The sequence below is a fragment of the Pseudomonas shahriarae genome (assembly GCF_014268455.2).
Lineage (GTDB): Bacteria > Pseudomonadota > Gammaproteobacteria > Pseudomonadales > Pseudomonadaceae > Aquipseudomonas > Aquipseudomonas shahriarae.
Genome location: NZ_CP077085.1, coordinates 4,881,404 through 4,907,216, shown reverse-complemented (window position 1 = coordinate 4,907,216; position 25,813 = coordinate 4,881,404). Strand labels below are relative to the sequence as shown.

At 62.2% G+C, this 25,813-nt stretch carries 19 protein-coding genes; 5 read left to right on the top strand and 14 right to left on the bottom strand.

Going from position 1 to position 25,813, the window contains the following annotated elements; all coding sequences use genetic code 11:
• Window position 1: 1 nt before the first annotated feature.
• From HU773_RS21870 to HU773_RS21845, 6 genes are all read right to left on the bottom strand, one after another.
• Window positions 2-1,165 carry an efflux RND transporter periplasmic adaptor subunit gene (locus HU773_RS21870; RefSeq protein ID WP_186625488.1) on the bottom strand — a complete coding sequence of 388 codons (1,164 nt, stop codon included), beginning with the start codon at window positions 1,163-1,165 and terminating at the stop codon, window positions 2-4.
• A gap of 175 nt (window positions 1,166-1,340) precedes the next feature.
• A complete protein-coding gene (locus tag HU773_RS21865) occupies window positions 1,341-4,376 on the bottom strand; it encodes a multidrug efflux RND transporter permease subunit (RefSeq protein ID WP_057958648.1) in 3,036 nt (1,011 codons plus the stop codon).
• Entirely contained in the window at window positions 4,373-5,533 is a 1,161-nt protein-coding gene (locus HU773_RS21860; RefSeq protein ID WP_128593246.1) for an efflux RND transporter periplasmic adaptor subunit, read from the bottom strand. The genes HU773_RS21865 and HU773_RS21860 overlap by 4 nt, the downstream gene beginning before the upstream one ends.
• 224 nt (window positions 5,534-5,757) lie before the next feature.
• Entirely contained in the window at window positions 5,758-6,855 is a 1,098-nt protein-coding gene (locus tag HU773_RS21855; protein ID WP_057958650.1) for a DUF1513 domain-containing protein, read from the bottom strand.
• 2 nt (window positions 6,856-6,857) lie between these two features.
• Window positions 6,858-7,922 carry an imelysin family protein gene (locus HU773_RS21850; RefSeq protein WP_057439384.1) on the bottom strand — a complete coding sequence of 355 codons (1,065 nt, stop codon included), beginning with the start codon at window positions 7,920-7,922 and terminating at the stop codon, window positions 6,858-6,860.
• Window positions 7,923-7,953: 31 nt separating this feature from the next.
• On the bottom strand, window positions 7,954-9,384 hold the full coding sequence (locus tag HU773_RS21845) for a di-heme oxidoreductase family protein (RefSeq protein WP_057958652.1): 1,431 nt from the start codon (window positions 9,382-9,384) through the stop codon (window positions 7,954-7,956).
• Between the two features lie 147 nt (window positions 9,385-9,531).
• On the opposite strand from HU773_RS21845, the gene HU773_RS21840 reads away from it, so the two are divergent.
• Complete coding sequence (locus HU773_RS21840; protein ID WP_057958653.1) at window positions 9,532-10,095, top strand: nitroreductase family protein; 564 nt, start codon at window positions 9,532-9,534, stop codon at window positions 10,093-10,095.
• 147 nt (window positions 10,096-10,242) lie between these two features.
• Here the strand turns inward: HU773_RS21840 and HU773_RS21835 are convergent, their stop codons facing one another.
• From HU773_RS21835 to gap, 7 genes are all read right to left on the bottom strand, one after another.
• Window positions 10,243-12,381, bottom strand: coding sequence for a methyl-accepting chemotaxis protein (locus HU773_RS21835; protein ID WP_128593247.1), 2,139 nt, complete (start codon window positions 12,379-12,381; stop codon window positions 10,243-10,245).
• 126 nt (window positions 12,382-12,507) lie between these two features.
• Window positions 12,508-12,912, bottom strand: a complete 405-nt coding sequence (locus HU773_RS21830) for a YbaN family protein (protein ID WP_057958655.1) — start codon at window positions 12,910-12,912, stop codon at window positions 12,508-12,510.
• 177 nt (window positions 12,913-13,089) lie between these two features.
• Window positions 13,090-13,698, bottom strand: a complete 609-nt coding sequence (locus HU773_RS21825; RefSeq protein ID WP_057958656.1) for a biliverdin-producing heme oxygenase — start codon at window positions 13,696-13,698, stop codon at window positions 13,090-13,092.
• A 128-nt stretch (window positions 13,699-13,826) separates the two neighbouring features.
• Window positions 13,827-16,394: a TonB-dependent receptor gene (locus HU773_RS21820; RefSeq protein ID WP_186625486.1), complete on the bottom strand. Its 2,568-nt coding sequence runs from the start codon at window positions 16,392-16,394 to the stop codon at window positions 13,827-13,829.
• Window positions 16,395-16,509: 115 nt separating this feature from the next.
• Window positions 16,510-17,478, bottom strand: coding sequence for a FecR family protein (locus HU773_RS21815; protein WP_057958658.1), 969 nt, complete (start codon window positions 17,476-17,478; stop codon window positions 16,510-16,512).
• Between the two features lie 82 nt (window positions 17,479-17,560).
• Window positions 17,561-18,079 carry an RNA polymerase sigma factor gene (locus HU773_RS21810; RefSeq protein ID WP_057439388.1) on the bottom strand — a complete coding sequence of 173 codons (519 nt, stop codon included), beginning with the start codon at window positions 18,077-18,079 and terminating at the stop codon, window positions 17,561-17,563.
• Between the two features lie 187 nt (window positions 18,080-18,266).
• On the bottom strand, window positions 18,267-19,268 hold the full coding sequence (gene gap / locus HU773_RS21805) for a type I glyceraldehyde-3-phosphate dehydrogenase (protein WP_029295415.1): 1,002 nt from the start codon (window positions 19,266-19,268) through the stop codon (window positions 18,267-18,269).
• A 221-nt stretch (window positions 19,269-19,489) separates the two neighbouring features.
• On the opposite strand from gap, the gene edd reads away from it, so the two are divergent.
• The 4 genes from edd (at window position 19,490) to HU773_RS21785 (ending at window position 24,571) form a co-directional block, all read left to right on the top strand.
• Window positions 19,490-21,316: a phosphogluconate dehydratase gene (edd, locus tag HU773_RS21800; RefSeq protein ID WP_057439389.1), complete on the top strand. Its 1,827-nt coding sequence runs from the start codon at window positions 19,490-19,492 to the stop codon at window positions 21,314-21,316.
• Window positions 21,313-22,269: a glucokinase gene (locus tag HU773_RS21795; protein WP_057439390.1), complete on the top strand. Its 957-nt coding sequence runs from the start codon at window positions 21,313-21,315 to the stop codon at window positions 22,267-22,269. Before edd ends, HU773_RS21795 begins: the two co-directional genes overlap by 4 nt.
• Before the next feature lie 126 nt (window positions 22,270-22,395).
• Window positions 22,396-23,127 (top strand): response regulator, encoded by a 732-nt coding sequence (locus HU773_RS21790; RefSeq protein WP_057439391.1) that lies wholly within the window; start codon window positions 22,396-22,398, stop codon window positions 23,125-23,127.
• On the top strand, window positions 23,117-24,571 hold the full coding sequence (locus HU773_RS21785; protein ID WP_169959677.1) for an ATP-binding protein: 1,455 nt from the start codon (window positions 23,117-23,119) through the stop codon (window positions 24,569-24,571). Before HU773_RS21790 ends, HU773_RS21785 begins: the two co-directional genes overlap by 11 nt.
• A 104-nt stretch (window positions 24,572-24,675) precedes the next feature.
• Here HU773_RS21785 and HU773_RS21780 read toward each other — a convergent pair whose 3' ends face one another.
• Window positions 24,676-25,605 carry an AraC family transcriptional regulator gene (locus HU773_RS21780; protein WP_057439392.1) on the bottom strand — a complete coding sequence of 310 codons (930 nt, stop codon included), beginning with the start codon at window positions 25,603-25,605 and terminating at the stop codon, window positions 24,676-24,678.
• Window positions 25,606-25,813: the final 208 nt, after the last annotated feature.

The window sequence follows — 25,813 nt, the reverse complement described above, 5'->3', positions numbered from 1 at the left end:
CTCAGTTCCTTGAACCGTCGTTGCGCGGAGGTTGGCCAGGGGCGGCCGGCAGGTTTTTATCCGCAGTGATGGCGATATGCGCACCGGTGTCGAGCTTGATCTGCCCGGCGCTGACCACTTGCTCGCCACTGCTCAGGCCTTTGGTGATCAGCACCAGGCCATCGCGCCGTTCGCCGGTTTCGATAAAGCGCCGTTCGGCGATCAGGATCGGTTGACCGTTGGCATCTTTTTCGAGGCTGCCGTCCTCGGTCTTTTTCTGTGTTACCACGTAGGCTGAGTTGCCGTAGAGGGTGTAGGTAATGGCACTTTCCGGTATCACCACCTGCGCTTGCGGGTCGGGCAGCAGCACTTGCAGGCTGCTGAACATGCCCGGTAGCAGTTTATTGTCCGGGTTGGCCAGGGTCGCTCGAACCAGCACGTTACGGGTGCTGCTCTCGACTTTCGGGTTGATCGCACTGAGGGTGCCGGGGAAGGTCAGTTTCGGGTAGGCCGAGACTTGCACCTGTACCCCCTGGCCCACGGCCAGCTTGGGCACCGACTGCTCGGGCACATAAAAGTCCACATAGAGGCTGCTCAGGTCCTGCAAGGTGGCAATCACCGTGCCGCTGGCCAGATAGTCGCCCACATCGACCTGACGAATGCCGATAGTGCCGCTGAACGGCGCGACGATGTGTTTCTTGGCCAGGGACGCTTTGAGCTGGTTGACCGTGGCCTTGTTTTTTTGCAGTTGCGCCGAGAGCCGGTCGAACTCGCCCTTGGAGATCGCCTGGCTGCCCACCAGTTGGCTGCCGCGCCCGTAATCGAGCTGGGCCAGACCCAGGTCGGCCTGGGCGGTTTGCAGCAGGGCGTCTTCCACCGCACTGTCGAGCCGCACCAGCGGCTGCCCGGACTTGACCTTCTGCCCCGACTCGAACTGCACGTCCTTGACCGTGCCGGCAATCTCCAGGGCGAGGTTCACCCCCTGCAAGGCCTTGAGCGTACCCACCGCCGGCAGGCGCTGTTGCCACGGTTGTTCGACCGCGGTGGCCACCGCCACGCTGATCGGCGGTTTGGGCGCGGAAAAGACCTGGATCTGCTGATAGATGGAAAAGGCTTTATAGCCCCCCAGCAGCAGGACGATGAGCAGCACAACGGCCAACATGATCAGCATGCGACGACGCAGCATATTCCGGTTCCTTGGAAAAAACTGAGGCAGACGAAGACGAACGATTCGGCACATTACTCCGAGTTTCGGGGGGATTCCAACTGGTAAATTTCAGCGTTCGCGGGCAGGCTCAAGCGCAATGGTTTTAAGGCGTAGGGGAATAGGGAAAGGGGTGTCAGGCCTTTCCCATATGAGGTCAGGGTGCGGGCATGTCGCGCTTGGCCAGCGCCGTATACACCGACGGCAGGACGAACAAAGTGAACAAGGTCCCGATCGACATGCCGGTGGCGATCACCATGCCGATATCAAACCGGCTGACCGCGCCGGCACCGCTGGAAAACACCAGCGGGATCACCCCCAGCACGGTAGCGATGGTGGTCATCAGCACCGGCCGCAAGCGGATCGCGGCGGCTTCTTCGATGGCGGCACGCGCCGACAGCCCCTGCTCCTTGCGCAACTGGTTGGCGAACTCGACGATCAGGATGCCGTGCTTGCTGATCAGGCCGATCAGCGTGACCAGGCCGATTTGTGTGTAAATGTTCAGGGTCGACCAGCCGAGGAACAGCGCAATCAATGCCCCGCAGATCGACAGCGGCACCGTCACCAGGATCACCAGCGGGTCACGCAGGCTTTCAAACTGGGCCGCCAGCACCAGGCCGATGATCGCCAACGCCAGGCCGAACGTACCCCACAGCGCATTGCCCTCCTGCACAAACTGGCGCGTGGCGTTGCTGTAGTCGAAGGTGTAGCCCGCCGGAGCCTCTTCCTGGGCGATGGCATGTACGGTCTCCAGGGCGTTGCTCATACCGACAATCGGGTAAGCCGAGACCAGCACCGAATTGAGCTGCTGGAACTGGTTCAACTGTCGCGGGCGTACCTGTTGGCTGGAGACGGTGATCAACGTCGACAGGGGCAGTAATTGGCCCTTGGCATTTTTGACGTTGTAGTGACTCAGCCAGTCCGGGTTGTCGCGGTAGGTGCGCTCGACCTGGGCAATGACCTTGTACAGATTGCCATCAATCCTGAAGCGGTTGATTTCCGTTTCAGCCAGCAGGGTCGCCAGGGTCAGGCTCAGGTCCTGCATGGACACGCCCATTTGCGCGGCCTTGGCCCGGTCAATGTCGATCACTACTTCGGGCCGGTCGAAGGCCAGGTCGATATCCACGTAGGCAAACTTCCCGGAGTCGATGGCCCGCTGTTTGACGCGCTCGGCCACCGCCAGCATCGACTTGTGGTCCTGCTGGGAACTGATGACAAAACCAAAAGGCAGGCCTTCGCCTGTACCCGGCAAGGACGGCAGGTTAAAGGCAAATACTTGCAGGCCGGGGATGCTGTCGAGCTTTTTGCGCAGCGGCGCCAGCACCTCCATCTGCGTGCGCTCGCGCTGGTCCCACGGGCGCAGTTGGAAACCGCCCACCCCCGAATGCACGCCATCGAGGCCATTGATCTGGAACGAGGCCTGGTACTCGGGCAGGGTCTTGAACAGCGCGATGAAGTCCTGGGTGTAACGGTTGAGGTAGGCCAGGTTGCTCGGCTGCGGTGCGCTGGCGAGGATAAAGATCAGGCCCTGGTCCTCATCGGGGGCCAGCTCGGAGAGGGTGAAGGTGAGCATGGCGGGAATCAGGCCGAGGATCAGCAGGGCGAACACGATGACCACCGACTGCGCCTCCATGATCTGATGCAGGCGGCGCTGGTAACGCTGCTTCAGATGGTTGAACAGCCGGTCCAGGACCAGGGGCAGGCCCCGTGGCTGTTCTTCAGGGCGCAATAACAGGGCGCACATCATCGGTGACAGGGTCAGCGCAACGATACCGGAAATCACCACGGCCCCGGCCAGGGTCAGGGCAAACTCCTTGAACAGCGCCCCGGTCAACCCCTGCAGGAAACCGATGGGCGCATACACCGCGGCCAGGGTAATGGTCATCGAAATGACCGGCACGCACACCTCCCGCGCGCCTTTGATCGCGGCCTCAAGGGGCGACTTGCCTCGTTCGATATGCCGATGAATGTTCTCCATCATCACAATGGCGTCATCCACCACCAGGCCAATGGCCAGGACCATGGCCAGCAGCGTCAGGACGTTGATCGAGTAGCCCATCAGTTGCATGAAGAACAGCGTGCCGACCAGCGACAGGGGAATGGTGATGACGGGAATCACCACGGCGCGCAAAGAGCCCAGAAACAGGAACACCACCAACACCACAATCAGGATGGCTTCCAGCAGGCTCGACAGCACATGGTCGATAGAGGCGTTGATGTACAACGTCGAGTCGTAGGCGATATCGGCTTGCACATGAGGCGGTAACTGCGCCTGCAGCAGGGGCATCAGTTCGCGTACGCGCTTGCCCAGCTCCAGCGGGTTGGCGTCGGGGGTCGGCTTGATGCTGATGTAGGTCGCGGGCAGGCCATTGAATGAACTGAAGCTGTCGTAGTTCTGCGCTCCCAGCTCCACCCGCGCCACATCCCCGAGGCGGACCTGGCTGTCGCCGTTGGTTTTCAAGGTGATGGCCCGGAAGCCTTCAACCGACTGCAGTTCGGTATTGGCCGTGACACTGGTAACGACCAATTCACCTGTAGCGTCGCCGGCAATGGACTGTACGTTGTAGCGCTTGATGGCCTGGGTCACATCGCTGGCGCTCAAACCAAAGCCTGCGAGTTTCAGCGGATCAAGCCAGATACGCATGGCAAAGCTTTGGTTGCCGATGATCTGGGCCTCGGCCATGCCCGGCAGAGTCACCAGGCGAGGCTGGATCACACGCAGCAGGACGTCGGTGATTTGCGCATTGTTCATGGTGTCGCTGGAAAAACCCAGGTACATCAGCGCGGTGTTATCCGCCGCGACCTTGTTCAGCACCGGATCCTCTATGTCCCGAGGCAGTTGGTTCCTTACTTCATTGGTCTTGGCCAACAGCTCGGTGAACAACCGGTCGCTGTCGGCCCCGACCCGCCCGTAGATGGAAATAATCGACACGTTCTGCCGGCTGGTGGAGCGCATGTAGTCGATGCCTTGCGCGCTTGCCAGGCTTTTCTGCAGAGGTTGTGTGATGTAGCTCTGCACGGTCTCGGCACTGGCGCCTGGAGAGACCGTGGTCACCGTGACCAGCGCACTTTCCATCTGCGGGAATTGGCGCAATGGTAATTGCCCAAAGGCCTGCCAGCCCAGCAACACGATCAACAGGCTGACCACCAGGGCCAGTACGGGGCGGCGGATAAACAGGTCGGTGAACGTCATTTTTCGTTCTCCCGTTGGGCCGCCAGTGGACGCTCATCAGGTTGGTTCCGGTGGATGCTGATGCGCACTGGGGTACCGTTTTGCAATTTGATCTGGCCGGCAGTAACGACCTGTTCGCCCTTGGCCAGCCCTTTGGCAATCACGATGGTGCCATCGCGTCGCTCGCCCGTTTCGACCAGGCGTTGTTCGGCGATCAGCAGCGGCTTGCCCTCGGCATCCAGCTCGTCACGGCCTTCGCTGTTTTTGCGCGGGGCTACGACGTACACATACTGGCCATAGGGGCTGTAGGCGATTGCGCTCTCCTCGATCACGATATGCAAACCCGGGTTCGTCAGCAGCACCTGCAAGTGGGCGAACATACCCGGCAACAGGTCGGCGGGCGGATGAGTCAGGGTGGCGCGTACCAACACATTTCGCGTGTGGGTGTCGACGATGGGGTCGATGGCGCTAATGGTGGCGAGACTGGAAAGTCCTGGGCGTGCCGAGACTTCAATGCGCACGGACTGGCCGATCTTGATCAGTTGAACCGCGTGCTCGGGGATGTGGAAATCGACGTAAAGGCTATGGGCGTCCTGCAGGCTGGCGATCACGGTGGCGCTTTGCAGGTAGTCACCGATGTTGACTTGGCGGATGCCAAGGGTGCCGTTGAACGGGGCGACGATGCGTTTTTTGTCCAGCGCCGTGCGACGTTGTTCAACGACGGCATTGTTGCGGTTGAACTCGGCGGACAGTCGGTCGAACTCCTCTTGGGAGATGGCGTTGATCGCCACCAGCTCGCGGCCGCGCTGGAAGTTCTGCCGGGCCAGGCTGCGGTCCGCCAGGGCCACGTCCAGCGCGGCCTGCTCGGCCTGATTCTCAAGTTGCAGCAGGGTTTGCCCTTGCTTGACCACTTGCCCGGAGTCGAAGTGCAACTGGGTGACGACGCCGGGCACCTCGATACTCAGGTTGATGCCCTGCAATGCCTTGAGGGTGCCAGCGGCGGGCAACTGGCGCTGCCAGGGTTGTTCGAGGGCGGTTGCCACCGCCACGCTGACGGGCGGCTTTGGCGCATGCAGCAGCTGCAGCTGTTGGTAAACCCAGAACGCTTTATAGCTGGCGAGCATCAGCACGACCAGCAGTACGATGCTGAGCATGGTAATCATCCGGCGGCCCGGCATAGTTGCTTCCTTGTGAAGGTGACAGGGTGCGGAGGGCGCGCGCAGGGGCGCTCGCTGGCACGATGAGCCAGGCAGTCTTCATCAGAAAGGCGAGTGCTATAAGGCGGAAAGTCGGACGTGTCTGTGAGATGAGTAGTCCCCGTGGCGGGGTTTTTTCACAGGTTGCGTAGGGTTTTTCTGGTGAGTCGGCTCCCAGGTGTGGGCCCGGGAGCGCGACAGTGGTTTTAGATCAGATGCAGGTGGTTATCCCAAAACCCAGCTGGCAGATCCAGGGGCTTGGCCACCAGTTGGGGCTGCCGGCAATCGTAGAAACGGCAACGACCCTGGCCAGAGGTCACGACAAACCCGTCGGCCACTGCGCCGACGCCGGCGCAGTCAGGCAACGGCCCGTCCAGGCGCAGTTCGCCACTGTCCATGTCCCAGATAAAGAAGCGATTGCCCCGTGGCGCGGTCAGTGCCACCAGACGCAACTCGCTGTGTACGGCCACGCTGGCGGTGTAGTGCCCCATGGCCTGCAATTGCTCATCGGCCACCGGGAACGCCACGAACGGTTGCCCCGGACGCTTGATCGCCAACAGTTCGGAACGCTCCTGGGAAGGCCCCATAAACTGTTGCCCGGTGAGGATCGTGCCATCGCTGGCGATCCCCATATGGCGCACGCTGTTCATTGGCTGGCTCAGGGTTTCCTTGCTCAGCAGGGTGCCGTCGCGCTGCATCAGCACCAGGCTCGGCTCCATGGCGTTGAGGTTCATCTCGACCCGGCTTTCGGCCTCGGTGCGAATGCCACCATTGGCCACGATCAGAGTCTCGCCATCGGGCATCCACGACACCTGGTGCGGGCCGATGCCGTGGGTGGACATCTCCCCGCTGTGTACCAGGCGCTCACCTTCGAACCTGTACACGCCCAGTAGGCCGCGACCGGGGTCGGTGGTGTCGTTTTCCGTGGCGTATAGCCAGTCGCCGCTCTTGTGGATGACTGCATGCCCATAAAAGTGCCGGTTGGCCTGGGACGTCACGGTTTGCAGCAGCGTGCCGTCGCGCAGGTCCACCAGGTAGCTCTCGGTGCCCGGACGGCGCGCCACGAACAGCGCGATGGGCAGGCTCGGGTGGTTGATGATGTCGTGGCAACGCTGGCCAACCTGGGTGGCGAACACCTGGCTGCCGTCCAGGCGATAGCCCACGGCGTAGTGCTTGCCGTCGGCATCATCCCGGGCCGACAGCAACAGCGGGCTGTCGCCCTTGCGCTTGAACAGCGTCCAGCCGCCCAGGGTGATTGCACTGAGCAGCACGCTGCCGATGGCCAAAGCCTGTCGCCTGAGCATCATCAGTCACCGTCGTTGGCATTGAAGCCCAGTTGGATGCCCAGCGCCTTGGCCAGTTCGCCTTCATGCAGGCGGTGGACCACGTTGAGGCTGTCGTAGATAGCGTTGAGTTGCTCGCGCCCGGCGTCGTCGGCCAGCAGTTCATTGAGCGAACGCTGGTTGCTGTCGAACAGCTTCAGGGCGGCGGCGTAGGCGGCGTCGATCTTTTCGGCCAGAGGTTTCTGGTCGGCAGGCAGCAGGCCGCGCAGGCCTTTGTTGTCGACCCCGACCCACACGGTCTGGGCCGCCGCGAGGCTGGCTCGCAAGCCTTGCAGGGACGACTGGCTGCGCCACGCATCGGCCTGGAATGGCTGCGGGATACCCTTGGACAGGCGACCCATCGGCGTGCCGAGTTTTTTCTTCAGGGTATCCAGGGCCGTGACCTGCACGCGCAGCAGTTCGGCGATGGCTTCGTGGGAATCGGCGTAGCGCTGGTTAGGAAACTTGGTCATCTGCGCGAGCATGCCGTCGGTGCTGTTCCAGCTGGCCAGAATTTCTTCGGCCAATTGCTTCTGGCGCTCGCCGATGGCCATCAGCAGCGGGCAGTAGCGGGCTTTCTGGGCGTCGTTGGCGATGTCGGTCTTGGCGTCATACAGGATGTATTCGTAGGCCGACAGGCCTTGCACTACCACGCTGGACTTGGCCAGGGCGGCGGCGTCGATCTGTGGCTGGGCAGTGGCCAGTTGCTCGACCTGGCGGCCGACGAGGTTTTTCTTGTCGGGCCAGAACTGCACCTGCCAGGCGCGATTGCCTTCAGCCAGCGGGCCGATCAGCAGCGGTTGCAACTCGGCCCAGGCTTTTTGCGCGTGGAGGAAGTCGGCGCGGGCGGTCTCCAGGGATTCCTTGCCTTGGCAGTAAGCCAGGGCGCTGACGGCCAACTGCCGGTCAGCTTCGACCCAGCGGCTGTAGGTCGGCAGGATCACTTGCTTGGCGATGGCTGCCGAGGTGACCGCTTGCGGATCCTGCGGCGAGCAGGCGCCAAGGGCCAGGGCGGCCAGGCTGGTGAACAACAACTTGGGACGGAACATGTCGAGCTCCCTTCAATAATTGGGGCAAAGCTTATAGAGAATTCAGGAACGCGAGCAATGCTGCTCGCTGCTGCGCATTAAAAGACAACACCTGTTGCTGCGCCGCCTGGGCCTCACCGCCGTGCCACAGCACGGCTTCGAGCAGGTTGCGGGCACGGCCGTCATGCAGGAACTGGGTGTGGCCACTGACGTTTTGCGTCAGGCCAATGCCCCACAACGGCGGCGTGCGCCAGTCGCGGCCACCGGCCTTGAACTCGCTGCGGTTATCGGCCAGGCCCTCGCCCATGTCGTGCAGCAGCAAATCGCTGTACGGTCGGATGACCTGGTTGGCCAGCTCCGGTTCGGCGGCATTGCTGGCGGTGGTGAACTTCGGTGTGTGGCATGCCTGGCAACCGGCCTGGAAGAACAGGTTCTTGCCGTCCAGCACTTGTTGCGCGTTGACGTCGCGTCGGGCGGGCACGGCCAGGTTCCGGGTGTAGAACAGCACCAGGCGCAGGATGTTATCGCTGACTTCCTGCTCGCCATTTTCGCCGTTGCCGTTGGGCGCCTGCTTACAGGCAACCTGTGCGTCGGTGCAGTCGTCCATGGGCCGCAGGCTGGTGGTCAGGCCCATATCACCAGAGAACGCGTGAACATTTTGTTGATTGAGGTTCGGCTGCCCGGCTTTCCAGCCAAAGCGCCCGAGCACGGTTTTTTGCTGGGCATCGTCCCAGACCCAGTTCGGGCGGCCGAGCACGCCGTTTTTGTCCGGGCGTTTGCTGGCGTTTTGCAGGATGTCCGCGTCGCTGATGGCTTCGAGCAGGCCCAGGCCGATCATCGGCGGTGCTACACGGGCGGAAAACCGCGTATCCGGGTGCATCGGCCCGTAGCCGAGCTGGGTGATCTGCAGGCTCGGCTTGCGCAACTCCACCACCGTACCGTCATTGAACGTGACGTTGACCGGTGTGTAGTCGACCCGCACCTTGCCTTCCGGGACGACACCGGGCACGGCCATGTCCTGCAACTGCCCGCCATACACCGGCTCGGGCACGATCCCCAACTGTTCGATGACCTTGGCATAGGGCGGCGAATCCGGGATCGACAGGCGTACCAGCATCGACACCGCATTGTTGGCCTCAGGCGCGGGCGGATGGCCGCGCCCGTCCTTGATATGGCAGTTCTGGCAAGCATTGGTGTTGAACAGCGGCCCCAGCCCGTCGCGGGCGGTGGTGGTGGCCGGGGCGATCACCCATGGATTGCGGAAAAAACTGTTGCCGACGCTGAAGTCCAGGCGGCGGGTTGGTGCCAGGTTGGCCGACGGCAGCGAAAAGGCATTCTGGTCGGTCTTGCGCACCGTGGTGCTGCCCCCCGAACGGGCTTCACCGGGCTCGGCCTGGGTAAACGTCGGCGGCGGGGCGTCATCGCAGGCACTCAGGCTCACGGCCATCAAGAGTGCAGACAGGCGAAGAAGCAAACGGGGCATCAAGAATCCTGGAAGACGGGCGAGGGTGGATGAAATTCAGGGGCAAAGTCTAACAGGGCGGGGCGGATTGAATAAGAGCAATTATCGTTTGCTCCAATCTGATGCATTCCCGCTAGAATGACCGCACATTTTTTTTGGAGGTGGCCAATGCAGGCTCTCGACGCTTTGCTCAACCGTGTTTCCGTACCGCGCCTGCTGGAACCGGCCCCTACTGCCGAGCAGCGCGAAGTGCTGTTCGCGGCAGCCATGCGTGCGCCGGACCACGGCCAACTGCGGCCGTGGCGCTTCCTCACCGTGGAAGGCGCAGCCCGCGAGCAAATGGGCACCCTGCTGGCCGAAGCGGCCCGCCTGCAAGACCCCGAGGCCCCGCAAGCGGTGATCGACAAGGCGCAGAATGGCCCGTTGCGTGCGCCGTTGGTGGTGGTGGTGATTGCCCGTCTGCAGGAGCACTTCAAGGTGCCCAAGTCCGAGCAATTGCTGGCGGCGGCCTGTGCGGCCCACGGTATTTTGCTGGCGGCGTATGCCCAGGGCATTGGTGCGGTGTGGCGGACCGGGGATTTGTCGTATTCGGCGCATGTGGCCAAGGGGTTGGGGCTGAGTGCGGGTGAGGAAGTGATTGGCTTCCTTTATTTGGGCACTGCGCAAAACCCGCCGCGGACGGCGGCGAAAGAAGACATCACGGCGTTTGTCAGCGCCTGGACCGGTGTTTGACTCACTGCAAATCTGCTGGTGCTGTATGTGGGAGCGGGCTTGCCCGCGATAGCGCAGTGTCAGTCGCCGGATTTATTGACGGGTCCACCGCTATCGCGAGCAAGCCCGCTCCCACATGGGGTATTTCATCGTTTTCCGGACCTGGGTCTACACCCGGAACTGATCCATCAGTTTCATCTGCTGGTTGGCCAATGCATTCAACTGGCTGCTGATCGCCGCCGATTCAGTGGCCTGACCGGTCAAGGTCTCGGTCACGGTACGGATCGCCGAAACGTTGCGGTTGACCTCTTCGGCCACGGCGCTCTGTTCTTCGGCAGCGCTGGCGATTTGCAGGTTCATGTCGCTGATCACCGTCACCGCATCGCTGATCTTGCCCAGGGCCTGGACCGCCTGCTGGATCTGCCCGGCGTTGTTCTGCGCCTGGCTCTGGCTCGAATGCATGGTGGTCACTACCCCACGGGTCGCGCTCTGGATACGTTCGATGACCAGGCGGATTTCTTCCACTGAGTCCTGGGTGCGTCGCGCCAGGTTGCGCACTTCGTCTGCCACTACCGCAAAACCCCGTCCGCTTTCCCCGGCGCGTGCCGCTTCAATCGCCGCGTTGAGCGCCAGCAGGTTGGTCTGCTCGGCAATGCTGCGGATCACCTCCAGCACCGAGCCGATCTGCTCACTGTTGACCGCCAGGGCTTCGACCTCGGTCACCGCCTTGCTGACTTCTTCGGCGAGGGTGGTGATATCGCGGGTACTGCGCTCGATAATCGCCATGCCTTCACGGGCCGATTGATCGGCGCCGCGTGCTGCACTGGCCGCATTTGAGGCGCTGTTGGCCACCTCATGGGCGGTGGCGCTCATCTCGTTGGAGGCGGTGGCCACCTGGTCGATCTCGCGAAATTGCACCTGCATGCCTTCGCTGGTCTGGCGCGCGATTTCCGAGGACTGATCCGCGGTGCCACGGGCTTCAGTGATGCTCTGCTTGATCTGGGCGATGGTCGGCTGCAGCTTGTCGAGGAAGCGATTGAACCAACTGACCAGTTCTCCCAGTTCGTCTTTTTTCGTATAAGTCAGGCGCTGGGTCAGGTCGCCGTCGCCGCTGGCAATATCCTTGAGCATCGCCGCCACGCTGTTGATCGGGCGAGTCACACCCGTCGCGGTCAGCCATATCAGCAGCAGGCCCAGCAGGCCAGCCACGGCGCCCACCAGCAACGCCTGGAGTGTGCCGCGGGCCTGGGCGTCGTCGAGCACGCCTTGCAACTTGACCGAATCGGCCAGCAGCACGTCCTTGGGCAGCGAAATCAACACGCCCCAGGGCTTGGCACCGGCAATCGGCTTGAGCGGATATACCGCGTGGATCGTGTCGTTTTGCTCGCGGACCTTGCGCGTTTCACTGGCCAGCAGTTGCACGATCTCTTTGCCTTCGCCACCAAGCATATCGACGATGCTCTTGCCGACCTTGTCCGGCTCGCCACTGTAGCCAGCGATCAGGCCACTGCTGGAGAGGATTTCCATGATTCCGGCGCCGTCGAACAGCTCTTTTTGCGCGGTATTGGCCGCCGCTTGCAGGGCGTCCAAGGCAATGTCGATGCCGATCACCCCAATCACCTTGCCGTCGGCCAGCAGCGGCAGGGAGATGGTGGTCATCAGCATCGACTTGCCGGCCACTTCGTCGGCGTACGGGTCCAACAGGCAAACGCTGCGGGTATCCCGTGGGCAGGTGTACCAGATGTTGTAGGGCGTGCCGCTGAGATTGAGGGTGGTCTTGGTCAGGTCCGCTTCCACCATGATCGTGTTCAAGCCTTCACCGCCGGCCCGGCTCCAATAGCTGGAGAAACGCCCGGATTCGTTGGAGGCGCGTAGCTTGTCGTCGATAAATTCGCTGTCCTTGCCATCCAGGCCGTTGGGTTCAAACGACAACCAGATCCCCAGCACCTTGGTGTTGCGCTCGAAGGCGGTCTTGATCTGCTGATTGAGCTCCTCGCGCATGGCCCCTGCTTCCAGCGAACGCTTGGCGGCCATGTTGCGCAAGTCCTTGACCTGATCGGCGAGGGCGGTGACCACCAACAGGCTCTCGCCGAAGGCTTTCTGTACTTGCACCGCCTGCTCGGCGGCCTTGGCTTGGAGCAGGTTTTCCACGCTGGTGGTGAGCATCTGCGAACTTGAGGCGCTGACCAGTTGGTCGTTCTGGTTGGTCTGGTAGATGTTCAGGCTGACGATCAGCGCAATCACCCCCAACAGGCAGAGGCCGGAGAGCAGCACGATTTTCAAGCGGATGGAGAGGGTGTCGAACATGGGCTTACTCGCGATTGGACTTGTTGGTGTGCAAGCAGGGCAACGGCCAAGTCCATTCGGCGCTATGCCCGGAACATCGGCACCGACGGGTAATTCATGAGGAATAGGCGATGAGCGGTAGGGCGCTCAGGCGGGGGGTCGCGCCAGGCGCTCGGGGCGTGACCAGATCCACAGGTTGCCCAGGCACATGCCGGCGATCGCCAGGTAGATCGGCCACCCGTGATCGAGCATCACCAGCATCAGGCCGGCACACAGCAGCATGCTCATGGTGGCGCTGACCTTGGCCCGGCGCGCGATGATCTTGCCGTTGCGCCAGTTGAACAGGATCGGCCCGAACAGCCGGTGGTTTTCCAGCCACGCGCTCAGGCGCGGCGAGCTCTTGGTGGCAGCCCAGGCGGCCAGCAGGATGAATTCGGTGGTGGGCAGGCCCGGTATGACAATTGCGATCAAGCCGATCCCCAGGCTGACATAGGCCAGCAGGCCGAACAGGATTCGGGCGAGCTTGGAGGAGGAGGGGGCGGGGGCTGTCATAGGTACGATTTGTCTGGGTTTCGAAAAATCTGCAAATGGAGCGCGATCAACATGTGGGGGCTGGCTTGCCTGCGATGCGGACGCTTCGGTGTATGAGTTGGACCGAGGCGATGCTATCGCAGGCAAGCCAGCTCCCACACAAGCCAGCTCCCACATTCATGGCATGCCAGCAGCGGGTCAGGCCAGTTCTGGGGCGCTAGCGTACGCCTGTTCCAGCAACACGGTGAAGCGTACAAAGGCATCCACTGCACCTTTTTCCGCCGCCGCTTCTTCTTCGGCGCTCAGTTCCAGGCTATCGAGGGTGCGGGTGAAGCGCTTCCAACCTTCGGCACGGCCACCGGCCGGCTCGCCGAGGTGGCGGGCCCCGAAGGTTTCGCTCAGGCCCAGGCCAACGGCACGTTTGATCAGGAATGCCGCGCCCAGCTTGGAGCCTTCGGAGACGAACAGCCAGCCCAGGGCCTCGGCCTTGCTCGGGTTCTGCACGGCACCGGCCACGGGGGCAGGCACTTCGGTGTCCAGGTCGGCCAGGTCCAGCTTGGCGGCGTCGGCGCGGCAGCGCTCGGCCAGGTCGGGTACCAGCTTGATCAGCTCGGGATCGTTGTACAGCGCCACCAGTTCCGACTGGAACAGGTACTGCGCGACCACGAAACGGGCGAAGTTGGCCTGGGTTTCAAACGGGGCGTGAGCCTTGACCAGGGCGTCGAGCTTGGTGTGTGGCTCGTGGGTGATCTGGTTCAGGCGCTGGGAGCGCAGGCTTGCGCGTTCTGTGGTGGTGGAAGCGGTCATTGGATGTCCTTGAGAAGGAAAAGCGCCTTGTTGCCAGGCTGTTATTACTAGACGAACAAGAAGACGCGTCACAGTAAAAAATCCTCACCCCGGCCGGCGATAAAGCCGGCGAGGCGGGGTTGCGTGGGTCAGATGTCCCAGATCAGGTTGATCGCAAAGTTACGCCCTGGCTGGGTCAGGCGGTCCAGGCTGGCCGGCGAGGTCACGCCGGCTTCGCCCACGCCGTCGTAGCTGCGCACGTCATCCCAGTTCCAGTATTTCTTGTCGGTCAGGTTGTACAGGCCGCCGTTGACGGTCAGCTCGTCGGTGACTTTGTAGAAGCCGGTCAGGTCGACGATGCCAAAGCCCGGGGTCTTGAACGGGCCGTTGGCCTTGATGCCGGTCGGGGTAAAGAACGTGGCGCTGTCCACCCGGTTCTGTTTCTTGACCAGGGTCCAACTGACCAGCGCACCGTAGGTGTCCTGGTCGTAGCCCAGGCCGAATACACCCTTGAGCGGGTTGACGCTGTTCAGCGGCTGGCCGGTTTCATCGTTGCGGCCGTGGGCGTAGGCAATCGCGCCTTTGCTGTACAGGCCTTGCGGTGCGCCGAAGGCGTCCAGGTTCAGGCGCCCTTTGACCTCCATGCCCTTGATGGTGGCGCGCTTGATATTGCCGGGCTGGAAGATGGTACCGGTTGGGCTCAGCGCGGCGTTGTCCTCGTCAATAAAGTCACGGTACTTGTTATAGAACACCGCGACGTCGAAATTGCCTGAGTCGAAGTTGCCACGGATTCCGGTTTCGTAGCTCTTGCTGGTTTCCGGCTTGAGGTTCGAGTTGGGCTCGACGACATAGCCTTCGCCCAGGTTTTCAAAACGGCCATACAGCGCTTTGGCTGATGGCGTGCGGAAACCTTCGGCGTACTGGCCAAACCAGGTGTACTGCTCGGTCAGTGCGTAGGTCACGCCCAGTTTTGGCGAGAAGCGATGCCAGGTTTTGTTCGAGTCGTCGTGGGGGTACTTGCGGTCCGGGTCGGTGGTATTGAGGAACGCTTCGGTCAGCTTGGGTTTGAGCTGGGTGTAGTCGTAGCGCAGGCTGGGCAGGAAGGTCCAGTCATTCCAGCTGATCTGATCCTGGGCAAACAGCGCGTAGCTGTTGATGGTCGGATCGGGGAAATCGCTGGCTTTTTTCACGCTGTCGGCAGGGGTTGGGCTCGGTGCGCCGATGGCAGTGCAGCCCGCGCCTACAGCCAGGCAGGTCGCCGCACCTTCGCGCGAACCGGTGACTTTCTGCTGCTTGATCGTGGTGCCGTAGGTCAGCAGGTGATCGGTATCGCCGATGACGAAGGCCTTGTCCAACTGCGCGTCGAATACCCACTGCTTTTCTTCGTAGAGGGTGTCGCGGGTACGCAGCACGCGGCGGCCGGCCTGATAGATTTCGCTGGTGGCCTGGTCGGTCTTGGCGATCTGGTAGTTGAGGCTGGTCTTGATGTGATCGGCAATCGGCGAGTCGAGTGAAAACTTGTTCTCCAGGCCAAAGCGTTCGCGGGTGATGGTGTCGTTACCGCGGCGGTCACGGTACATATTCGTGCCCTGGCCCTCGAGGAAGATCCCGCCCACCGCACTTTTCTGGTTGATGTCGCGGTCGTCCTTGTACTTCTCGTAGGTCAGGCCCAGGCGGTTGTCTTCGCCGTAGTTCCAGCCCAGCTTGGCCAGCACGTTGGTGGTGCGCACGTCTTCCGGGTTGGCGCCGGTGCGGGCCAGGCCGGTGGCGTTGTTGCCGTTATGAGACTCCATCTCGTGGCCGTTGCGCTGACTCAGGTGCAGCAAACCGTCGAAGTCCTGCACCCGGCCGGCGACGGTGCCGGAGGTCAGCCAGCTTTCGTCCGCCGAGCTGTAGCCGGTCTTCAGGCGCGCGCCCACATCCTGGCCGGGCTTGATGATGTCATCCGGATCGAGGGTGAAGTAGCTGACGGCGCCGCCGATGGCGCTGCTGCCGTACAGGGCCGAGGCCGGGCCACGGATGATTTCCACGCGCTTGACGATTTCCGGGTCGACATAGTTGCGCCGGGTCTTGGCGTACGGGCCGTTGAAGAAGTTGTCCGGCACCTCTACACCGTCGACCTGGGTGAGGATGCGGTCGCCGTCGATCCCGCGAATGTTGTAGCCGGTGTTACCGGAGCGGGTGCCCGCGCCACCGACCGAGACGCCCGGTTCGTAGCGCACCAGTTCGCGGATGGTGTTGACGTTCTGGCGGTCCAGCTCCTCGCGCTCATGCACGGTGACGGTGCTGGGCACGCTGTCTACCGCTTGTTCCTGGCGGGTGGCGCTGATGGTCATTTGCTGCAGGGTGATAGCACTGCCCGGCGTGCGCTTTTCCAGGACGATGTTGTTGTTACCCAGTTTGCGGTAGTTCAGGTTGGTCCCCACCAACAGCCGATCCAGGGCTTTTTCCGGTGTCAGTGAGCCCCGTGCGCCGGGGGAGGAAACCCCTTGGCCCAGTTCGGCGGGCAGGCCGATCTGCCAGCCGGTGACGGCGGTAAAGGCGTTGAGCGCCGACACCAGGGATTGCTGCTCGATGCTGAAGGTGTAATTGGCGTGGCTGCGCGCAGCGGGTTCGGCGGCAGCGGCCGTCAGGACCGGGCTGCCTGCCAACAGGATCGCGGCGGCCAGCAGGCAAAGCGTGGGCGAAGAGGACCGGCGGTTGAAACGAGAGGACATCGAGAGCGCTCCGAGGTACGAGTCTTATAGTTGCGAGCCTGAATCAAATAGGAATCAGTTGCATTGGCTAAAACGAGACGTACCAGCAGAGGTTATCGAGTAAAAATAATTATTCTCAATTGAGAATGACTAGCGCGGGGAACTCCGATAGCCTGGCCGAGGTGATATGCGCCAGGGAGCGCACCACGTCCAGGGGCTGGTCCAGGCGGTAATTACCGGTCACCGCGACGCTGGCCAGTTGCTCGTTGGTGTTGACGATCCAGCCCGGGTAATAGCGCCGCAGCTCTGCCAGCACTTCACTCATCGGGCAGTTTTCAAAGACCAGTCGGCCCTGGACCCACGCCAGCTCCTTGGTCGCATCGAGTTTGGAGGGTTGGCCGAAGCCCTCGGGGCCGACGCGGATGCTTTCGCCGGCACTCAGGCGCACCCGGTTGTTGCCGAAGGGGGTACTCAGGTCAACGTCTCCGCGTTGCACCTGAACCTGGGCCTCACCGTTGAGATAACGCACAGCGAATGCCGTATCGCTGACACTGGCGCGCACTGGGCCGGCGTCGATTTGCAGGGGCAGGCCACGGTTGGCCGCGACTTCGAAAAACGCCTCGCCCTGGTACAGGCGGGCGATGCGCTGATGTTCGTCGATGGTGCTGGAAAACGCCGAATTGGTATTGAGCAGCACCTTGGAGCCGTCATCCAGCTGCAGGCGCTGGCGCTCGCCGACCACGGTCAAATGGTCGGCCTGCAGGCGCACCGGCAGGTTGCTGAAGCTGAACAGCCCGAGCAGCAACACCGCCGCCGTGGCCAAGGGCTTCCAGTGCGGCTTGATGCGCCGCCAGGCGCTGGGCTTGCGCGGTGCATTGAGGGCCACGGCGGCGCTGTGTACCGGCGCACCGCCCCAGGCGGCCTGGGCTTTGGCAAAGGCTTGGGCGTGACTCGGGTCGGCGGTGAGCCAGGCCTGGAACTCGGCCTGCTGGCCTGGCTGCGGGCATTGCAAAGCGATCAGCCAGTCGAGGGCTTGGTCCATGGCCGCATGTTGCAACACCTCATGAGCCAGCTCATGGGGGCGCAGTTTGTTCGGGTCCGTCACGGTGTTCCTCGGGTCTTCGCCACGTTTTATTCAGTGTCTTGCGTATTTTTGCGACATTTCTGTCGGCTTGTCCCGACAAAGCTTAAGGGTGATCGAGTCGTTCGGCCACACCTATGCAGATGGCCATGATCAATTTCAGTTCCTTTTGCACGGTGCTCAAGGACACCTGCAACTGGTCGGCAATCTCCTGATAGCTGCAGCCGTGCAGGCGGCTGAGGATAAAAATCTGCTGCTGGCGGGCGCTCAACTGTCCGAGGCTGACACTCAGGTGCTCCAGCAATTGCTCGGCGTGGGCGGCATCTTCGGGCGTCGTGACCGGGGAGGCGACGCTTTGCAGGACATCCAATGGGACATCTTCCTGCAAGGTGCGGGACTGGATCCGACGCGCGCGCAGATGGTCGAGGGCCAGGTTGCGTGCGGTCTGGAACACGAAAGGTTCGAGGTGATCAATCGGTCGCTCGCTGAGCGCCCGGGTGACGCGCAGGTAGGTTTCCTGCAACAGGTCCTCGGCGGTGCTGTGGTTATTCACCATCCGCTGCAAGGTGCGCAGTAGCACCACCCGTTGGGTGAGGAAGACTTGATTGAAGCGAGATAGGCTCACAGTGATACCGGACCAATTGGCAGTTAATGATAATGCTTATCATCAACGCAAATGGCAAGTGGCTATTTCTCTGAACCCACGCAAGACAAATGTGGGAGCGGGCTTGCTCGCGAATGCGGTGGGTCAGTCAATACATTTATTACTGACCCACCGCATTCGCGAGCAAGCCCGCTCCCACAGGGGGGGGTTACTCGGCGTTACACAGCGCCAGGCAGTTATCCAGCATACGGTTGGAGAAGCCCCATTCGTTGTCGTACCACGCCAGTACCTTGAGCAGCTTGCCGCTGGACTTGGTGTGGTTGGCGTCGAAGATCGACGACAGCGGGTTATGGTTGAAGTCACTGGAAACCAGCGGCAGGGTGTTGTAGCCGAGGATTTTCGAGTGTTGGCTGGCTTCTTTGAGCAGCGCGTTGACCTCATCGGCCGTGGCTTCTTTTTTCAGTTGCACGGTCAGGTCCACCAGCGACACGTTGATCACCGGCACGCGCACCGCCATGCCCGTCAGCTTGCCCGCCAGTTCCGGCAGGACCAGGCCCACCGCTTCGGCTGCACCGGTCTTGCTCGGGATCATGTTCTGCGTGGCCGAGCGGGCGCGGTACGGGTCGGTGTGGTAGACGTCGGTCAGGTTCTGGTCGTTGGTGTAAGCGTGGATGGTGGTCATCAGGCCGCTTTCGATACCCAATTCGCGGTGCAGCACCTGGGCCACCGGCGCCAGGCAGTTGGTGGTGCAGGAGGCGTTGGAGATGATCTGGTGGGATTGACGCAAGATGTCATGGTTGACCCCGTAGACCACGGTGGCATCCGCGCCCTTGGCCGGGGCCGAGATGATGACCTTGCGCGCGCCGGCGCTAATATGGGCAGCAGCCTTGTCACGGTCGGTGAACAGACCGGTGCATTCGAACACCACGTCGATCTTGTGCGCAGCCCACGGCAGATCGGCGGGGTTGCGAATGGCACTCACGGCGATCCGGTCGCCATTGACGGTCAGGCTTTCCTGATCGTGAGCAACCTCTGCATCGAAAGTGCCATGGACGGTGTCGTATTTGAGCAGGTGGGCATTGATCGAACTGTCGCCCAGATCATTGATGGCGACGATCTGCAAATCCTGGCGGTAACCTTGGGTATAAAGTGCACGCAGGACGTTGCGGCCAATACGGCCAAAACCATTGATTGCAATCCGAAGAGTCATTTGAAAGCGCCTGTCGTCGATTTGTTGTAAGAATTACAAGATTATTCGCATAAAAATAGAAAACAAGCCTTTTTAGTGGCAATATTTTGTTCAATCTACAACGAGTGACCTGAATCAACTGGTCCGATGATCCAAACGACTCCCTGCCATCCCATGAGCGGTGGGCGTTTGATCAGCATAGACACTCAGGTCGCCACATCCGTTAGCCTGGAGTTCTACACATGCATCCCCGCGTACTTGAGGTCACCGAACGCCTTATCGCCCGCAGCCGGGCAACCCGTGAGGCGTACCTTGCGCTGATTCGCGGCGCGGCCAGCGACGGGCCGATGCGCGGCAAGCTGCAATGCGCCAACTTTGCCCACGGCGTGGCCGGGTGCGGCACTGAAGATAAAAACAGCCTGCGGATGATGAATGCCGCCAACGTGGCAATTGTTTCGTCATATAACGACATGCTCTCGGCGCACCAGCCGTACGAACATTTCCCGGAACAGATCAAAAAAGCCCTGCGCGAAGTCGGCTCGGTCGGCCAGTTCGCCGGCGGCACCCCGGCCATGTGCGACGGTGTGACCCAGGGCGAGCCGGGCATGGAGCTGAGCCTGCTCAGCCGCGAAGTGATTGCCATGTCCACGGCGGTAGCGCTGTCCCACAACATGTTCGACGCCGCGCTGATGCTGGGGATCTGCGACAAGATCGTCCCGGGCCTGATGATGGGTGCCCTGCGTTATGGCCATCTGCCGATGATCTTCGTGCCCGGCGGGCCGATGCCCTCGGGGATCTCCAACAAACAGAAGGCCGATGTGCGCCAGCGCTATGCCGAAGGCAAGGCCAGCCGCGAAGAGCTGCTGGAATCGGAGATGAAGTCCTACCACAGCCCCGGCACCTGCACCTTCTACGGCACCGCCAACACCAACCAGTTGCTGATGGAAGTGATGGGCCTGCACTTACCCGGCGCTTCGTTCGTCAACCCGTACACACCGCTGCGCGATGCACTGACCCGCGAGGCTGCGCACCAGGTCACGCGCCTGACCAAGGCCAATGGCAACTTCACACCGATCGGCGAGATCGTCGACGAAAAATCCCTGGTCAACTCCATCGTCGCTCTCAACGCCACCGGCGGCTCGACCAACCACACCCTGCATATGCCGGCCATCGCCATGGCCGCGGGCATCATCCTCACCTGGCAGGACATGGCCGACCTCTCGGAAGTGGTGCCGACCCTGTCCCACGTCTACCCGAACGGTAAAGCTGATATCAACCACTTCCAGGCGGCGGGCGGCATGTCGTTCCTGATCCGCGAGTTGCTGGAAGCCGGCCTGCTCCACGAAGACGTCAACACCGTGGCCGGCCATGGCCTGAGCCGCTACACCCAGGAGCCATTCCTGGTGGATGGCGAACTGGTCTGGCGTGAAGGCCCGATCGAAAGCCTCGACGAAAGCATCCTGCGCCCGGTGGCCCGTGCCTTCTCCCCGGAGGGTGGCTTGCGAGTGATGGAAGGCAACCTCGGCCGTGGGGTGATGAAAGTCTCGGCCGTGGCCCTCGAGCATCAAATCGTCGAAGCGCCGGCCGTGGTGTTCCAGGACCAGCAGGACCTGGCGGACGCGTTCAAGGCCGGCCAGTTGGAGAAGGATTTTGTCGCGGTGATGCGCTTCCAGGGCCCGCGCTCCAATGGCATGCCGGAATTGCACAAGATGACGCCGTTCCTTGGCGTGTTGCAGGACCGTGGTTTCAAAGTCGCATTGGTGACAGACGGGCGCATGTCCGGCGCCTCGGGTAAGATTCCCGCCGCGATTCACGTCAGCCCCGAAGCCCAGTGCGGTGGGGCGCTGGCGCGGGTCAAGGATGGCGATATCATTCGCGTCGATGGCGTCAAAGGCACCCTCGAGCTTAAGGTGGACGCCGAAGAATTTGCAGCGCGCGCGCCTGCCACGGGCCTGTTGGGCAATAACGTGGGGGCCGGTCGCGAGCTGTTTGCATTTATGCGCCTGGCCGCAAGCTCCGCAGAGCAGGGCGCCAGCGCCTTTACCTCTGCCCTGGAGACACTTAAGTGAAACTTGCGCTGGTTGGTGACATCGGCGGTACCAACGCCCGGTTTGCGTTATGGCGGGACCAGGCACTGCATTCGATCCGGGTGCTGGCCACGGCGGATCACGCCAGCCCTGAAGAGGCGATCAAGGTCTACCTCGCCGAGGAAGGCCTGGCGCCGGGTTCCATCGGCGCGGTGTGCCTGTCGGTGGCCGGGCCGGTAAGTGGTGATGAGTTCAAGTTCACCAACAACCATTGGCGCCTGAGCAAGACCGCGTTCTGCAAGGCCCTGCAAGTGGACGAGCTGCTGCTGGTCAATGACTTCTCGGCCATGGCCCTGGGCATGACCCGCCTGCAACCCGATGAGTACCGCGTGGTCTGCGCCGGCACCCCGGAGCCGTGGCGCCCGGCCGTGGTGATCGGCCCAGGCACAGGGCTGGGCGTGGGCACCTTGCTGGACCTGGGCGCCGGCCGCTGGGCCGCGTTGCCGGGTGAGGGCGGGCATGTCGACCTGCCCCTGAGCAGCCCACGGGAAACCCAGTTGTGGCAACACATCTACAACGAGATCGGGCATGTCAGCGCCGAGACCGCCCTGAGCGGTAGCGGTCTGCCACGCCTGTACCGGGCGATCTGCGCGGTGGACGGCCATCCGGCGGTATTGGAAACCCCGGAGGCGATTACTGCGGCAGGGTTGGCTGGCGATCCGGTGGCGATGGAGGTCCTCGACCAGTTCAGCATCTGGCTGGGCCGCGTGGCCGGCAATAACGTGCTGACCACCGGCGCCCGGGGTGGGGTGTATATCGTGGGCGGGGTGATCCCGCGGTTTGCCGAGTTCTTTATCAACAGTGGCTTTGCCAAGAGCTTTGCGGACAAAGGTTGCATGAGCGACTACTTCAAAGGGATCCCGGTGTGGTTGGTGACGGCGCCGTATTCCGGGTTGACCGGGGCGGGTGTGGCGTTGGAGCAGGCATTTGCGTAGGCAGTGATGGCCCCATCGCGGGCAAGCCCACTCCCACATTTGATTGTGTTCACAAATCAAAATGTGGGAGTGGGCTTGCCCGCGAAGAGGCCCTAGAGAGCACCCCATAACAACAAGGAGGCCCCCGTGAGCGTAATCAGTAAATCCATTCTTCTCGTCGATGACGACGAGGAAATCCGCGAGTTGCTGCAAACCTACCTCAGTCGCGCCGGCTTCCAGGTGCGGGGCGTGCCCAATGGCGCAGGGTTTCGCCAAGCCATGGACGAAGCCCCGTGCGACCTGGTGATCCTCGACGTCATGCTGCCCGACGAAGACGGCTTCAGCCTCTGCCGCTGGGTACGTCAGCACCCGCGCCAGGCCCAGGTGCCGATCATCATGCTCACCGCCAGTTCCGACGAGGCCGACCGGGTCATCGGCCTGGAGCTGGGCGCCGACGATTACATCGGTAAACCCTTCAGCCCCCGTGAGCTGCAGGCACGCATCAAGGCCCTGTTGCGCCGCTGCCAGTTTGGCCAGGAGCGCAGCGGTGGCGATGTGCTGGTGTTTGATGAGTGGCGGCTGGACATGATCAGCCATCGCTTGTTTCACGTTGATGGCGAGGAAGTCATCCTCTCCGGTGCCGACTTTGCCCTGCTCAAACTGTTCCTCGATCACCCGCAGCAAATCCTTGATCGCGACACCATTGGCAATGCCACCCGTGGCCGTGACCTGATGCCCCTGGACCGCATTGTCGACATGGCCGTCAGCCGCCTGCGACAACGCCTGCGCGACACCGAGAAGCCGCCACGGCTGATCCGCACCGTGCGCGGCAGCGGTTACCAACTGGCGGCCAGTGTGGTTGCCAGCAATGCCCACTGAGCGCCGGCGCATTCCGGTCCCGCGTTCCTTGTTGGGGCGCATGCTGCTGCTGACCCTGTTGGCGGTGCTGTTTGCCCAGGCTTTATCCAGCGTGATCTGGGTCTCGCAGCTGCGCGCCACCCAGCTTGAGGGCCTGGTCACCAGCGCCCGCAGCCTGGCCCATTCGATGACCGCCAGCGTCAGTTATTTCCGTTCCCTGCCGGTGGCTTATCGCCCGCTGGTGCTCGACCAGTTGCGCAGCATGGGCGGCACGCGCTTTGTGGTGACGCTCAACGACAAACCGCTGGATATGCAGATCTTGCCGCAAACCCCGCGCAAACAGGCGGTGCTCGGCGCGGTGGACGAAGTGCTGCGCCAGACCCTGGGCGGTGACGTGCATTTTTCGGTGGAGTTTGTCAGTGCAGAAGACCTGCGCATCTTCAATGCCGGCCTGAAACTCGATGAGCTGCCACGTTCCTGGGCGCATTACGCGCTGACCCTGGAGCCGGTCAACCCGCCGGTACTGGTGACGCAGATCGAGTTGGGCGCCGGCGAATGGCTGTATATCGCCTCGTTGCTGCCCGAGCCCTACACCAGCCTCGAAGAACAGGGTCTGCCGTCCCAGCAAGTGTGGTTTATCGTGCTGACCAGCGGCTTTCTGTTGCTGTTTATCGGCTTGCTGGTGCACTGGCAAAGCCGGCCGCTCAAGCGCCTGGCGCGGGCGGCGCGGGACCTGTCCCTGGGCGCCGACGTGGAGCCGGTGGCCGAAGGCGGCGGCAGCGAAGTGGTGGAGGTAGGCCGCGCGTTCAATGCCATGCGCGAGCGGATCAGCCGCTACCTGACCGAACGCAGCCAGTTGTTCAGCGCAATTTCCCACGACTTGCGCACACCAATCACACGCCTGCGGCTGCGGGTGGAACTGCTGGAAGACGAAAAGCTGCAAGCCAAGTTCGGCCGTGACCTGGATGAGCTGGAACTGCTGGTCAAGGGCGCGTTGCAGTGCGTCAAGGACACTGACATCCACGAGAACATCGAGCCAGTGGACCTCAACCATGTGCTCGACTGCCTGGTGGAGCCGTATCTGGCGCCCAACGGCAATGGCCGGGTGACCCAGCACGGCCGGGCGTTGACGGCCTATCCGGGCAAGCCGCTGGCGCTCAAGCGCTGCATTGGCAACCTGATCGACAACGCCTTGAAGTACGGGCAGAACGCCCATCTGCGTATCGAGGACGATGGTGCGCAGTTCATCCTGCATGTGGATGACGAGGGGCCCGGTGTGCCGGAGCAGCGTCTGGAGCAGGTCTTCGAACCGCACTTTCGCCTGGCCGGGCAGCAGCAGGGCTATGGCCTGGGGCTGGGGATTGCACGCAATATCGCCCATAGCCATGGCGGCGAAGTGAGTTTGCAGAATTTGCGCGAAGGTGGCCTGCGGGTGACCTTGCAACTGCCCCGCACCCCGGACTAAGCCGCGCTGCCGAGCCTATGTGGGGGCGGGCTTGCCTGCGACAGCGGTACATCTGACCCACCGCCATCGCAGGCAAGCCAGCTCCCACAGCGGTCCGCAGTAGGTCAGAGGCTCTGGCGCAACCTGGCCAAATCTCTAAGCGGCGGCGCCCCAAACAATCGGCTGTATTCCCGGCTGAACTGCGACGGGCTCTCATACCCCACCCGATACCCCGCCGCCGAGGCTTCCAGGCCTTCGGCGATCATCAGGCGCCGCGCTTCCTGCAAGCGCAGTTGCTTCTGGTACTGCAACGGACTCATGGCCGTGATGGCCTTGAAGCGGTGGTGCAGGGTCGACACGCTGAGATTCACTTCCTTGGCCAGGTCATCAATGCGTAGCGGTTGTTCGTAGTTGCCGTTCAGCCAGGTGATTGCGCGGCTGACCCGATGGCTCTGGCTATTGGCCACGGCAATTTCGTACAGGCGATAGCCCTGTGGCCCACGCAGCAAGCGGTAGAGGATTTCGCGATTGATCAACGGCGCCAACATCGCGATATCTTTGGGCGTATCCAGCAGGCGTGCCAGGCGCAATACGGCGTCGAGCAACTGGGTGTCGATCCGGTCGACATACATACCGCGCGCGGTCGGGCGCGTGGGCACCCCCATCGGGCCGGCTTCGGCAATCAGGGCGGTCAGTTGCGCCGGGTCGATATTGATGCGCACCGACAGGTTGGGGTCTTCGACCGTGGCGTCGATGACTCGCCCGGCCACCGGCATCGCGACCGAGAACACCAGGTAGTTGAGGGGGTCGTAGGCAAAGATTTCGTCGGCCAGGCGCACTTCCTTGCTGCCGTTGGCGAGGATGCACAGGGCAGGTTCAACCAGCACCGGCATGAAGTCGCGCGGCGTATTGTGGCGGTTCAGGTAGAGCGAAGTGATCGCGGTGCCGTAGGAACCGTCCTCCCAGGTGTGCCGGTGCACAATGCTGGCCAGTTCGGCGCGCTGTTTTTCCATCTCGGCATCGAGGGGAATGGACTGCTGTTCGGGCGACGACATGGAGCGTCCTCTGCATGCTTCTTTGATGGGCACAGCTTAGCGGTGGCGCTGCAAGCCGTGTTATGTCGATTCTGCACAATCCTTGCCTGATCCTGCGGCGCGTCTGGAATCAGGCAAGCCCCCCGGCCTGTCATCTGCCTGAAACAAGGCGCTTGTCCCTGCAATAAAGCCTGGGGCCGAACCGGGTGTCTACGCTTCTGGCAGGATT

Bases quoted from the DNA above. Each gene is read 5' to 3' on its own strand.
- HU773_RS21870 (WP_186625488.1), bottom strand. From the start codon at position 1,165: ATGCTGCGTCGTCGCATGCTGATCATGTTGGCCGTTGTGCTGCTCATC.
- HU773_RS21865 (WP_057958648.1), bottom strand. From the start codon at position 4,376: ATGACGTTCACCGACCTGTTTATCCGCCGCCCCGTACTGGCCCTGGTG.
- HU773_RS21860 (WP_128593246.1), bottom strand. From the start codon at position 5,533: ATGCCGGGCCGCCGGATGATTACCATGCTCAGCATCGTACTGCTGGTC.
- HU773_RS21855 (WP_057958650.1), bottom strand. From the start codon at position 6,855: ATGCTCAGGCGACAGGCTTTGGCCATCGGCAGCGTGCTGCTCAGTGCA.
- HU773_RS21850 (WP_057439384.1), bottom strand. From the start codon at position 7,922: ATGTTCCGTCCCAAGTTGTTGTTCACCAGCCTGGCCGCCCTGGCCCTT.
- HU773_RS21845 (WP_057958652.1), bottom strand. From the start codon at position 9,384: ATGCCCCGTTTGCTTCTTCGCCTGTCTGCACTCTTGATGGCCGTGAGC.
- HU773_RS21840 (WP_057958653.1), top strand. From the start codon at position 9,532: ATGCAGGCTCTCGACGCTTTGCTCAACCGTGTTTCCGTACCGCGCCTG.
- HU773_RS21835 (WP_128593247.1), bottom strand. From the start codon at position 12,381: ATGTTCGACACCCTCTCCATCCGCTTGAAAATCGTGCTGCTCTCCGGC.
- HU773_RS21830 (WP_057958655.1), bottom strand. From the start codon at position 12,912: ATGACAGCCCCCGCCCCCTCCTCCTCCAAGCTCGCCCGAATCCTGTTC.
- HU773_RS21825 (WP_057958656.1), bottom strand. From the start codon at position 13,698: ATGACCGCTTCCACCACCACAGAACGCGCAAGCCTGCGCTCCCAGCGC.
- HU773_RS21820 (WP_186625486.1), bottom strand. From the start codon at position 16,394: ATGTCCTCTCGTTTCAACCGCCGGTCCTCTTCGCCCACGCTTTGCCTG.
- gap (WP_029295415.1), bottom strand. From the start codon at position 19,268: ATGACTCTTCGGATTGCAATCAATGGTTTTGGCCGTATTGGCCGCAAC.
- edd (WP_057439389.1), top strand. From the start codon at position 19,490: ATGCATCCCCGCGTACTTGAGGTCACCGAACGCCTTATCGCCCGCAGC.
- HU773_RS21785 (WP_169959677.1), top strand. From the start codon at position 23,117: ATGCCCACTGAGCGCCGGCGCATTCCGGTCCCGCGTTCCTTGTTGGGG.
- HU773_RS21780 (WP_057439392.1), bottom strand. From the start codon at position 25,605: ATGTCGTCGCCCGAACAGCAGTCCATTCCCCTCGATGCCGAGATGGAA.